Source organism: Psychrobacter fozii, from assembly GCF_003217155.1.
Classification (GTDB): domain Bacteria; phylum Pseudomonadota; class Gammaproteobacteria; order Pseudomonadales; family Moraxellaceae; genus Psychrobacter; species Psychrobacter fozii.
Genome location: NZ_QJSU01000008.1, coordinates 176662 through 189923 on the forward strand (window position 1 = coordinate 176662; position 13262 = coordinate 189923).

Sequence of the window (13262 nt, forward strand, 5' to 3'; positions counted from 1 at the left end):
GCTATGATAGCCACGTATTTTTTTGGGTTAATGACAAAGTGAATACTATATATAGTTGCCTTCATTTGTAGGGCATTTTCACACTGTCTTTGAGGAAATAAGGACGTTTTATGTCAGAGCAAAAACTAGACAGCCATCTACCTAACGATGGTAATGAGTATTTATTTACCGATACCTTTCCAAAAGGTACTGGTAAAGGATTGATTGTTGTCGCTATTGCGGCGATTGTCGCTATGATTATCTATAATGTGTTGCCATTCGATATTAATGCCAATAAAGGGCTAGCCTTGTTGTTTTTCATTGGCGTGCTGTGGTTGACGGAAGCGGTACACGTTACCATTACTGCGCTATTGGTTGTGGTCGTGGGTGCATTAATTGGCATACCAGACTTCGATGCCAAAATTGGTTTAGAGAGCTTTGCTAGTCCGACGATTTATTTGTTCTTTGGTGGTTTTGCTTTGGCAGCCGCCTTGCATGTACAGCAATTGGACAAAAAAATCGCATTAAAGATTTTATCGATGTCAGGTGGTAAGCTAAACACTGCTGTGTTTTTGATATTTGGCGTGACGGCATTTTTGTCAATGTGGATATCGAATACGGCCACTGCGGCGATGATGCTACCGTTAGCGCTTGGTATATTGACACAGGTCGATCGTGAGAAAGATCGCGGTACGTTTGTATTTGTCCTACTAGGTATTGCTTACTCGGCAAGTCTGGGTGGTTTAGGTACTATCGTTGGTTCGCCACCTAATGCTATCGCAGCAAAGGCACTGGATATCGCCTTTATTGACTGGATGAAGTTTGGTATACCTATGATGTTGGTGTTATTGCCACTATTATTAGGTGCGATGTATGTGTTCCTCAAACCCAATCTAAATCGTAAAATTGTGATAGTAGAAGATGAGCCTATTGCTTGGAATAAACCGCGTGTGGTGACGATTATTGTCTTCATTGTTACCGCGTTGAGTTGGATATTTTCCAAACAAATTGGTGAAGCGCTAGATATCACTGATACGGATGCCATTATTGCTTTATCAGCGGCAGCAGCAGTGGTGAGTTTAGGATTGGTATCGTGGAAGCAAGTCTCTGACAATACGGACTGGGGTGTACTCATGCTGTTCGGTGGCGGTATTGCGCTGTCGACAGTGTTAAAAGTATCAGGCGCGTCTCTAGTACTGGGTGAAACGGTCGCTAATGCGTTGTCTTCGGCACCACTGGTTGTGGTGATGATTGCGGTATCTGCGTTCATTATCTTCTTAACTGAGTTTGCCTCTAATACGGCATCTGCCGCATTGTTGGTGCCAGTATTTGCTGCTATTGCAGAGCAGATGGGCTTGCCACATGAAGTGTTGGTATTGGTCATTGGTATTGGTGCATCATGTGCCTTTATGCTACCAGTTGCGACGCCACCGAATGCTATCGTGTTTGGTACGGGTCTCATCAAGCAAACAGAGATGATTCGTACCGGTATCATTCTTAATATTATCGCCACCTTTGTTGTGGGGCTGTGGGCATATTTTTTCTTAATATAGCTTAGCAAATAATATAGCAAAGAAACCAAACCCGATGTTTTAAGTGATGCTTAAACATCGGGTTTTTTACTTTCTGAGGTTTTAATATTTGCTTCTTAGTATTTGTATAAGACCTTATTGGTGAGAGGAGGTAAGTAATATGATGAACCTTGATGATCAGCAGATAAGTACTATCGCTGCAATTTCAGACATTCATAGCAATGTCTTTGCTCTAGAGGCGGTTCTTGCAGACATAAAGCGTCGTAATGTAGAACAAATCGTCAATCTTGGTGATATTTTGTATGGTACGATTGCGCCGAAAGCAACTTATGAGCTGCTGATGACCTATCGAGATGATATTATTACTATTTGTGGTAACCAAGATAGGCAGATATACGAGGCGACAGCGGCAGATATTGAGAGTAATCCAACGCTAGATTTTATTATCGACAACTTGCCAGCCGCCGCGATGAAATGGATGCAAAACTTGCCTTTTGATTGCCATTTAAGTAAAGACGTTTATCTGTGTCATGGGTCGCCGACGGATGACATGGTATATCTGTTAGAAAATATAGAAACAGGTCAACCGAGAGTACGTAGTGACACAGATATTTTGGCATTGCTCAATGGTATTGATAGTGCTGTTGTTGTATGTGGCCACACCCATATCCCGCGTACGGTAAAGCTATCGACTGATCAAATAGTTATCAATACTGGTAGCGTTGGTTATCCTGCCTATGAAGATGACTTACCCAATGTCCATAGGATGCAGACCTATTCTCCTCATGCAAGTTATGCAATCATTAGATGTGTTGATACCGAGCAGGGGAAGCGTTGGCAAACCGAACATATTAAGGTGCCTTACGATTATGAGGCCGCTGCTCAATTGGCTTCAAAGAATGGTCGAGAAGATTGGGCATTTGCACTGAGAACGGGGCGTGTGTTGTAAGCTCATTATTTAGAGCAATAATTGATGTTTTGCATTGTATTCAGCATAGTTTGTTTCGTACCAAGCTGTTGTAAGTGCCAGTATTTATAGGGTTGCACCAGACCCCTTGTAATGCTGGGTATTCTTTTAGATTTATAGGTTTATAAAAACCACTGACACCAAGCTGTCGATAATTTTCTCCTCGTTCCAGTAGCATATCTGGAGATAAAGAAAAGCTCGCAACTGATTGATTGGTGTTGTCATAAAGAGAAATACCGACGACACCACCTGTTTCTTTACCACCATTGGCTCTTATCCATGATTTATAGCTTTGTATGTTTATATCATTGACTATGGCGGTAATTTTTTCAGGATGATGTTGTACGTCGTAAACCAATATTGTATTTTTCGAATCAGGGTACTTAACCTCGACTTTAATAATGTTGTGATAGGTGGCCTTAAATGTGAGTTTTAACTCTTTCTGAAAGAAAGTCTCTATTGAAAACAGTGCTAACAAAGTCATGATTGCTGCAAACATTACTTTTACCACTGGTAACGACTTTTTCATCTAGAGTCTTCTTTATGATTGATTGCGCTTTATTAAGAACGTAGAGAAAACTCTCATGATATCTAGAGTTTTGAAAATATACATAAGTATTCTATCATTGGCAACATGCTCATATGCTGAAGATAATAATAGTAAGACAGTTGTTCAAAGCCAAAGTGCATCCTAATAACTTTACCTATAGTCGATTCAATTTAAAAGTAGTACAAGGCAACCGAGTGTAGATGTATATTTGATACTTCAAGCGAGGTTAACGCTGTAATACTTTCATAGTGGAATGACGATATAAGGCAATAATTTATGCCAACCCTATATATGATTCAACTGGGTGCTCGGCCCAAAGGTCGCTTGATTGAACAGCACGATATTTTCTTTGGTGTGGCCAATCAGGTGAGTGAATTAATTGCGGATATCAATGAGCATTGGCCAGAAGTAAAAAACAAGTGGCATATTGACTCGTATCGTGCGGTTACCAACGTTGATGGTCATGCTATTAAATTGGTTGAGCCCAGTAAGCAAGTTGATAACCAAACTGATCATAGTAAAGACTTAAAGCTGTTTTTCATTAATCTCGGTGGATACCAGCAGGGCAGTTTTGAAGAATTTCATTATAAGTTACTCATCGTTGCCCCCAATCAAGCAGGTGCTATCAAAAAAGCAAAACAGAGTGCTTTTTATCAACAGTTTACTTTTAAAGATAGCAACTCGCCTTTTGATGCTGCTTCACATATTGATGATAAGTTTGAGGTAGATATAGACGATATATATAACGTGAATGATCTGATATCAGATCTTCAGTTAGTGATTGAGCCTATCGATGTTGTCGATGATGCAGTAGATGAGGATTTAGCAGATAAAGAGTATGTTGGCTATTTGAGTATCAAGAATTTAAAAAAATTGGCATTATAATTAACAAGATTATTGAATAAATAACTCATTCACAAAAATAAAATAGGGCGAGCAGATTTGCAAAATTTCATAAAAGGATTTTTTAAGTAGGTTATTGCAGGTATTGGAATGTTCATTGTTCTAGTAGCTTTAGAGTTTTGGAATAACAAGAATGAACCAGAAAAATCTGATGATACTACAGGAGTATTAAGTAACGAGGCTGAAAATGCTATAGAAGATAACAGTGAGTTATCAAGCTCTCAATCTATGGTAAATGATCAAGACGTACCGATAGGTTATAAATTGATGGAAGAGGGAAGTGTCATGTTAGATGCACCTATTATGGGCATGGAATGGGAGAGTGTGAAAGATGAAAACACGACCACTAATCCACGTGTGTACGAACCCTTTATAATATATCAATGTGTCACGGAAAACGGCGAGCATTTACGTTTGGATGTGATTAATAGCGATATTGGTTATATGCTCAAGTATTATTTCGCCACTCAAGGTAATCTTTTAAATTTAGAAGCACAGCAAGCTACTGAGGATGCCTATTATGTAAAATACCTTAATGCTACAAGTCTCATTATGCGGGATCCGAATAATTATTATAAGTTGACACAGTACGAAGACGGCGATACCTCTTTTTATATCATTAATACCATCACTGGTCAGGAGATGAATCATTTTTCTTGTGAGAACAACTCGATTGAAAATGATCAGTATGCTTTGATTGCTCAAATGGAGCCAGAGCATTTTAAATTTAAACCTATGACTGACGAGCTTGAATCTCTTTTGACTGAGCGCTTTGAAAATCAGTAAAGGTCTTTTTGGTTACCAACCAAACATCAGAACCAACTTGAATCACACTCAAATTACCCCCATAATCTAAACACTTTTAAATAATAAATAGCCTAAGTAAATATGTCCAATAATTCTGAGAATATCACACAAGTATCTAACGAAAATGCTACTCGTCAAACCAATAGCACCACTAATCCGAATAAAGAAAGTGATGATACAAATCACGAAAATTTAAATATCATACCAAACAGTGCCGCACCACGCAGTGACAAAACAGCTGCTCAATCTCATATAGCCGCTGATTTGCCAGTACTCGCTAAAGACAGCTATTACTTAACGCGTCTAGAGCGAGAGCTGGCACGTGCCGTTGTGTCGAGTAAAAAAGAGAATAACGAAAAAGCCAATGAAGCGTTAACGAAAAAACGTGAGCAATACGACAAAATTAAAACTCGATCTCAGGAAGCGGTACAGGCGCGTATTGATAGCATTCCTGCAGACTTGCCAGCCAAGCTAAACCTTGATTTGCCCGTGAGTCAACGTGCTGATGATTTGATTCAAGCCATCATCGATAACCAAGTTATTATCGTCGCAGGTGAGACCGGTTCTGGTAAGACGACGCAGTTACCGAAGCTTGCGATGCTGGCAGGACGTGGTATCAAAGGGCAGATAGGGCATACGCAACCAAGGCGTCTAGCAGCGAGAAGTGTGGCAAACCGTATTGCAGAAGAATTGGGCGAACCCTTAGGGAATACCATTAGTTTTAAAATTCGTTTTAATGAGCAAGGATCGGCACAATCCGTTGTAAAGCTCATTACCGATGGTATCTTATTGGCTGAATTGGGTCATGATCGGTTTTTGAGTAAGTACGACACGATTATCATCGATGAAGCGCATGAGCGTAGCTTAAATATTGACTTTATTATGGGTTATCTGAAAAAGATGCTACCCAAGCGTCCTGATCTAAAAGTCATTATTACTTCAGCGACACTAGATACCAAGCGCTTTAGTGAATACTTTAGTCACTATGATGCCAAACTTAAACGTAAAGTGCCTGCGCCAATCTTTAATGTCGAAGGTCGAAGCTTTCCGGTAGAGGTGCGCTATCGTCCACTCACTGATGAGCCTGTTACGAGCTCTGATGATGACAGTTATGATGACTTTGAAGAGAACTTACCGCGTGCCATCGTTGCTGCAGTAGAAGAGTGCTTTAGTGATGCACAAAGCAAAGGACATGCTGATCAGGCAGATATCTTGATATTTGCCGCGACGGAAGCCGAGATTCGTGAGACACAAGAAGTCCTAGAGCGTCATGGACCTAAGCACACCGAAGTATTACCTTTATTTGCGCGGCAGACGTACGAAGAGCAGCAGCGTATTTTTCAGCCGTCTGGTCGTGGTCGACGTATCGTCATTGCGACCAACGTGGCTGAGACAGCGCTGACCGTACCCGGTATTCGCTATGTTATCGATCTAGGATTTGCGCGAATTTCCCGTTATTCCTACCGCTCGCGTGTACAACGTTTGCCTATTGAAGCGATTTCACAGGCAGCAGCCAATCAGCGTAAAGGTCGTTGTGGTCGAGTTGCGCCGGGTGTTTGTATTCGTCTATATAGTGAAGAAGATTTTAGCGGTCGTCCAGAGTTCACTGAACCTGAGATTCTACGCACTAACTTAGCGTCAGTCATCTTGCAGATGGCCAATCTGCGCTTAGGTAGTGTCGATGATTTTGCGTTTATCGAACCACCTGACAGTCGCTTGGTCACGGACGGGCATAAATTGCTCGACGAGCTAGGAGCAATTACTTCTAAAACTGAAGCCACTTCTGCGAATAAAACCAATAAGCCAAAACCAAAAAAAGGTCTTGATCATCTCGCATTGACAGCTACTGGTCAAAAGATGGCACGTATGCCGATCGATCCAAGGCTGGCACGTATGTTGGTCGCGGGCTCTGACTTTGATTGTATTCGTGAAATGCTCATTGTCGTCGCTGCGCTAGCGGTACAAGACCCACGCGAGCGTCCTGTCAATAAGCGCCAACAAGCCGATCAAAAGCATGCGGAGTTTCGCCAAGATGACTCTGACTTCTTGTTCTATTTAAGCCTATGGAAAGCATTGTTTGAAAAGGACGAAGACGGCAATAAGCTGTCTGGTAATCAGCGCAAGCAGTTTACTAAGAAAAATTATCTGAGCTTTCCACGTGTACGAGAGTGGCATCAGACGCATCGCCAACTGGTGCAAATGGTAACTGATTTGAAGCTTACCGATGTCAATGATGCCAAAGCTGCTGCTAAGGGCAAGGCGCTAGAGGTTACTACTAGCGACCCTACGGCGATTGAAGATGAAGAGCTAAAGGCAGTTAAGTACGCGAACCTGCATCGTGCGTTGATGACAGGTCTGTTATCCACTATCGCTCACAAAACTGAAAATCGTGGCGAATATCTAGCAGCCCGCCAACAAAAAGCCAAGATATTTCCAGCCAGTACGGTATTTAAGCAGATACCACCATGGGTGATGGCGTTTGAGGTGGTAGAAACCTCACAGGTCTTTATGCGTACCGTTGCCAAGATTGAACCAGAATGGATTATCTCAGCTGCTGGTGACTTGTTGAAGTATCACTACTTTGAGCCGCATTGGTCGAAGAAAACAGGCCGTGTCAAAGCCTACGCACAGATTAGTTTATTTGGTCTGATTATTATCAGTAAGCAGCTGACCAATTATGAGCAAGTCAATCTAAGCGAGTCACGTGAAATATTTATCCGTGATGGTCTGGTCACTGGTAATTTGGGTCGTCAAGCGCCATTTTTACAGCACAATATGGATAAAATTGCAGACATCGAACGCATTGAAGATAAGTTACGCCGCCGTGATTTGTTGGTCGATGAAGAGTCGCTGTACCAGTTTTATGACAAAAAAATCCCTGAGCATATTGCCAGTCGTAAATCTTTTGAAGATTGGCGCGCTGAGGTCGAAAAATCTGACACCAAGCATTTATTCTTTACCGATGATGATGTACTTAATAGCCAAGCACCAACCACGGGAGACTTCCCAGAAGTATGGAAGTTGGGTGACTTAAAACTACCGCTACGTTATATCTTTGACCCAGCAAGTGATGATGATGGTGTAACCATTCGCGTACCACTTGTCGCGTTGCCGCAGCTTGATGCCATTGAGCTATTGTGGGGCGTACCTGGTTGGCGCTATGAGCTAGTGCTGCAATTACTTAAGTCATTACCCAAAGACATTCGCCGTCAGATAGTTCCTATTCCTGATACGGCTGATGGTTTGTTTGACGAGTTGCAACCTGCTGGTGGACAAGGACTATTGAAGCAGCTCTGCCAAGCGTTGAATCGTCGCGGTATTATGTCAGTGACACCAGATAAATTTAATCCGTCTACGATTGACCGCTACTTACAGCCCCAAATCTGTGTGGTTGATGATAAAAACCGTATTATCGAAAAAGGTCGTGACCTGCAAACGTTGCAGATTCGACATGCCAGTGAAACCCGTCAAGCCGTTAATGAGCAGCAAGGGGCACATACTGAGTTCCCTGAGCACTTTGCCTTTAGCAAAAACCATCACAGTGCAGGGGTGGTGATGAAGCAGTTTGCGGCTTTGGTCGCTGATGAAGCAGGTGAAGCGGTATCGATTCATCAATATACGGATGTTAATGCGGCATTACAGGCGCATCGCATCGGAGTACTCGCCTTAATTAAGAGTAAGCTTGGGGCAAAGAAAAAACAGCTCACCAGTCAAGTTGATAGCATCTTTAAGTTGGCGTTTGCACCACTTGGTGATATGGGTAAGCTTAAGACCATCATCATCGATGCAGCATTAGACGCGGCGCTTGAAGAGCATTATATATTGTTCGATCATAGTACAGACTTGCCTGAAAATGCAGACGATAATGCGGTGGCGCTGGCTGAGGAGCTACCGTTTACCTCAGCAGAGTATGAGAAAACCTTAGAAGTCGTGGCTGGCAACTTCTTATTGACTGGTCAAAGCGTGATCAAAACGCTTAAAAACGTCTATACCCGATGGCAACGTATTCGCCAAGGATTATTGATGCTAGATCGGGAGATATTTGGTGAGTCTATCGAGGATATTGAAGATCAGCTAGAAGATTTACATTTGGCTGATTTTGTCTATCGTATGGATTATAGCCATTGGCAACAGTATCCACGTTATCTAGAAGCGTTAGAGGTTCGTCTTGAACGCCTTGAGCACAATCTGGATGCGGATCTGGATGGCGTCTATGCATTAGATTTACATATGGAGCGACTAGCCGGGCGTGCGGACAAAGACGCCATTAGTGACTACCGCTGGATGGTGGAGGAGTATCGTATTCAGCTATTCGCCCAACCTATGAAAACCCGTATGGCAGTATCGCCGAAGCGTCTAAGTAAGATGTGGGATAAGGTGAGCTAGTCAGAGAGTTATAGTGCTAAACAATCATAATTTTTTTAAAATTTGGTATTGTGAATAATTTTAAACCACTGATTTAACAGTGACTATTTCACTAATGCCCTGTGCTTATCTTATGTAAACTACCACCAAAGTAAGAGATAATCTCAAACAAAAAGGATGATAAACATGTGGGACGAACGCTATAGCGGCACAGAATTTGCATTTGGTAAAAAGCCTAATGATTTTTTGAGAGAGACGTTTGAGCAGATCCCCACAGGTGGGCACGTATTATGTCTAGCAGAGGGCGAGGGTAGGAATGCCATTTTCTTAGCGCAGCAAGGCTATAGCGTTACTGCGATGGATATGTCCGAAGTGGGTCTGACAAAAGCGACACAGTTGGCAAAAGATAGAGGAGTGACAATTACAACTCAAGTGGCCGATTTGGCCTATTACCCCTTTGGTACCAATAAATGGGATGCTATTGTCTCTATCTGGGCACATGTACCTGACGCGTTACGTCAACATATACATGCGCAGATTGTCACTGCTCTAAAGCCAAATGGTGTGTTTATCGTTGAAGCCTATACCAAAGAGCAGCTAGAGACAGATGCTATCGGAGGACCACCTGCCAGTCAAATAGAGCGTTTTGGGTCGTTAGAGAACTTACAAAGTGAGCTTGTAGCGCTTAAGGAAGTCATTGGTATTGAACGACTGCGTATGGTATCAGAGGGAAAACGTCATCAAGGACTTAGTGCTGTTGTGCAGTTTGTTGGAAAAAAATAATAAATGGAATAATAAAAGTTAAGTAATTTATTTTTATAAAAATTATTAGATATTAAGAATTTTTTCTCGAGCCAAGCTATATATATCCTGAGTGAGTGAATATTTAATTTGAAAAATTAGACTAATGTTTGGCTGTGTTACATGACGAATTGTGAGTATTGATATATAATCAATACATCAGAGTTATGTGTAATTATGCATTATTACTTTCTTACACATAAATTATGTGTATTTTTTTGCCAAATATAATACGGATATACTTATTTTGAATAAGTATGTTCATAAAAAAACTGTCTTAATGTAAGTTCATAGCTCAAATATAGCGTATTGTTAGAAAAACTCAGAAAAGTTACCCACAAATCATTGATGAATTAGGAATGAACCATGGAAAGAGTATTCAAGAATATGACAGCGGCTATCGTATTGCCAGCCCTTTTATTGAGTCTGTCAGCTTGCGCCATGACTGGTCACAGTAGTGTTGATAATGAAGGCGACAGCCGGCGAGTGGGTAACGTAACATGGAACAACCAAGCTGATACCGACTTCCAAAAAATCTTGGCTGCTAACGTTGATACTGACGAAACGAGACTGGTCTTTATCCGCAAAAATGATGATGATGTAGAACAAACCAGTGCCAACGTATCCATTAATAATAGATTCCAAGTCAGCTTGCATCCTGGTAACTATACCGTCGTCAATTCTTGTGTTGGTACCAATCAAGTTAGTGCACATGCTACTGGCTTTAAAGACAATGACTTACTAGCAGACAAAAAAGACTATCAGCTGGTAGGCGGTCAAACCTATTTCTTTTATGTAGATATGGACGACACAGGCAAAAGTAAGCTTGATCAGATAACCGCTGAAAGTGCCTTACCATTACTAGATGCTAAACGCTATCAAACGCATCAAATCAGCCGAGTGGTACCTAACTGTCCAGCACCTGTTGTAACACCGCCACCTATTGTGCAACCGACTGTACCTGTACTCGCTGAAAAAGTAACCATTGAACTTGAAGTCTTGTTTGAGACAGATAAATCCATAGTACGCCCTGAATATTATTCTAAAGTATCTGAGTTGGCCGCGTTTATGGTGAAATATCCTAATACTGTCGTGACCATCGAAGGTCATACCGATAGCCGTGCCAGTGACAGCTACAACCAAGCTTTATCACAGCGCCGCGTAGATGCCGTCAAAGAAGTGTTGATAACACAGTTCTCGGTTGCCCCTGAGCGCTTAACTGCCATTGGCTATGGTGAGTCTCAGCCAAGAGCCAGTAACGATAACGCAGAAGGACGTCAGCTCAATCGTCGTGTGGTTGCAGTAGTTGAAGAACGCACAAGCAGCTAATAAAAAATGATGCATAGGCAACCACACTTGCCTAATTAGAAATACTAAGCGGTATCACTGAATTAAAAAAAGAAGGTAATAACATGAATACTATAATCGTAAAAACGAACGATGTGCATAAGACCATCAACCAAATAGAAGTGGTTACTCAAGATGGCATACCAACAGTCATCCAAGCGACAGATAAAGTCAATTACGAGTTTCATGATACCGCGATTAACCGTGCCCCTAATCACATCATTACCAAACGCATTAAGAATGATTTACATGTCTCATTTGAAGAAAATGGTGAAGACAGCGATCTCATCATAGAAGGATTTTATGACAATCCAGACAGTGCTTTAGTCGGTATTGCTGAAGATGGAGAGTATTATTACTACATTCCAGATACTGGTGAAACGTATGATTATGTCACGCAATTAGAAAGTGGTGACGTAGAAGGACAAGCTTTGGGTGGAGAAGAATATATTGCTGCAGCCATACCTTGGTGGATTCCTGCAGCAGCAGGGCTCGGTTTGGTAGGTTTGATTGCTAGCTATAATAGTAATGATGATAATGACGAGAATAGCGCACCATCAGCAATAGGTGAAACCCAAAGCGGTATGGTGGGACAACCTGTAGTTATAGATGTTTTGGCTAACGACACCGACCCTGATGGCGACATAGACCCAACCAGCGTCAAGCTTATTGATCCGACTGATGGCTCTGAAGTGACAACATTAACCGTACTAGGCGAAGGCGAATGGATCGTTGACCCAGACACAGGTGTGGTTACCTTTACGCCAGAAACAGGATTTACTGGCGATCCAACTCCCGTTAGCTATGTGGTTTCAGACAGTACTGGCTTGAAATCTAACCAAGCGACCATTGCCGTTGACTATATACAATCAGCCCCCGTGGCAGTAGATGACGTAGGATCAGGCCCATTAAATCAGCCCGTATTGATTGACGTATTGGGTAACGACACCGACCCTGATGGCGACATAGACCCAACCAGCGTCAAGCTCATTGATCCGGCTGATGGCTCTGAAGTGACAACATTAACCGTACCAGGCGAAGGCGAATGGGAAGTTGACCCAACCACTGGCGCCGTTACTTTCACCCCAGAGTCAGGCTTCACAGAAGATCCAACGCCAGTAGACTATGTAGTCTCTGACATCACAGGTGAGCCATCTAACCCAGCCACCATCGTTGTTGACTATCCACCAACCGTACCTGTGGCAGTAGATGACGCGTATACCGTAGAAGAAGATGGCACCGTAGTGCTTGACCCACTAAACGCTGACAGCGACTTCGATGGCGACACCCTCAGCATCACTGACATTAATGGCACCGCCTTAACCCCAGGTGTGGCTCAAAGCATTGACGTACCAAACGGCGTAGTGAACATAGATACCGCAGGTGTCATCAGCTTCACCCCTGATGCCAACTTTAATGGCGACGTTGAATTTGACTACACCATCACCGATGGCACGACAGAAGTGAGCGCCACAGAAACCATCACCGTCACCCCTGTGAATGATGCGCCCGTGGCAGTAGATGATGCATATACCGTAGAAGAAGACGGCACCGTAGTACTAGCACCGCTTACTACTGGCATCGCTGATAGTGACTTGGATGGTGACACCCTCAGCATCACTGACATTAACGGCACCGCCTTAACCCCAGGTGTGGCTCAAAGCATTGACGTACCAAACGGCGTAGTGAACATAGATACCGCAGGTGTCATCAGCTTCACCCCTGATGCCAACTTTAATGGCGAAGTCGAATTTGACTACACCATCACCGATGGCACGACAGAAGTGAGCGCCACAGAAACCATCACCGTCACCCCTGTGAATGATGCGCCCGTTGCAGTAGATGACGTAGGGTCAGGCCCATTAAATCAGCCCGTATTGATTGACGTATTGGGTAACGACACCGACCCTGATGGCGACATAGACCCAACCAGCGTCAAGCTCATTGATCCGGCTGATGGCTCTGAAGTGACAACATTAACCGTACCAGGCGAAGGCGAATGGGAAGTTGA

The 13262-nt window shown here is 42.7% G+C and carries 9 protein-coding genes; 8 read left to right on the forward strand and 1 reads right to left on the reverse strand.

The features are described from left to right. Positions 1-110: 110 nt before the first annotated feature. Together DFP82_RS11370 and DFP82_RS11375 are read left to right on the forward strand one after the other, a co-directional pair. Positions 111-1532, forward strand: coding sequence for an SLC13 family permease (locus tag DFP82_RS11370; protein WP_110923844.1), 1422 nt, complete (start codon positions 111-113; stop codon positions 1530-1532). Positions 1533-1671: 139 nt separating this feature from the next. Then, complete coding sequence (locus tag DFP82_RS11375) at positions 1672-2460, forward strand: metallophosphoesterase family protein (RefSeq protein WP_220034744.1); 789 nt, start codon at positions 1672-1674, stop codon at positions 2458-2460. 40 nt (positions 2461-2500) lie between these two features. On the opposite strand, the gene DFP82_RS11380 is transcribed toward DFP82_RS11375, so the two are convergent. After that, the gene (locus DFP82_RS11380; RefSeq protein WP_110923845.1) at positions 2501-3007 is read right to left on the reverse strand and encodes a hypothetical protein; all 507 of its coding nucleotides are present in this window, start codon (positions 3005-3007) and stop codon (positions 2501-2503) included. A gap of 297 nt (positions 3008-3304) precedes the next feature. On the opposite strand from DFP82_RS11380, the gene DFP82_RS11385 reads away from it, so the two are divergent. The 6 genes from DFP82_RS11385 to DFP82_RS11410 form a co-directional block, all read left to right on the forward strand. Beyond that, entirely contained in the window at positions 3305-3913 is a 609-nt protein-coding gene (locus DFP82_RS11385) for a DUF1543 domain-containing protein (RefSeq protein ID WP_110923846.1), read from the forward strand. A gap of 108 nt (positions 3914-4021) precedes the next feature. Continuing rightward, positions 4022-4717, forward strand: a complete 696-nt coding sequence (locus DFP82_RS11390; protein ID WP_110923847.1) for a hypothetical protein — start codon at positions 4022-4024, stop codon at positions 4715-4717. Between the two features lie 102 nt (positions 4718-4819). Then, positions 4820-9124: an ATP-dependent RNA helicase HrpA gene (gene hrpA / locus DFP82_RS11395; RefSeq protein ID WP_245905714.1), complete on the forward strand. Its 4305-nt coding sequence runs from the start codon at positions 4820-4822 to the stop codon at positions 9122-9124. A gap of 165 nt (positions 9125-9289) precedes the next feature. Beyond that, positions 9290-9886: a class I SAM-dependent methyltransferase gene (locus DFP82_RS11400; RefSeq protein ID WP_110923848.1), complete on the forward strand. Its 597-nt coding sequence runs from the start codon at positions 9290-9292 to the stop codon at positions 9884-9886. A 384-nt stretch (positions 9887-10270) separates the two neighbouring features. Continuing rightward, positions 10271-11233, forward strand: a complete 963-nt coding sequence (locus DFP82_RS11405) for an OmpA family protein (RefSeq protein WP_110923849.1) — start codon at positions 10271-10273, stop codon at positions 11231-11233. Between the two features lie 83 nt (positions 11234-11316). Continuing rightward, the coding region (locus DFP82_RS11410) for an Ig-like domain-containing protein (protein ID WP_146221338.1) at positions 11317-13262 on the forward strand (1946 nt) is incomplete at its 3' end.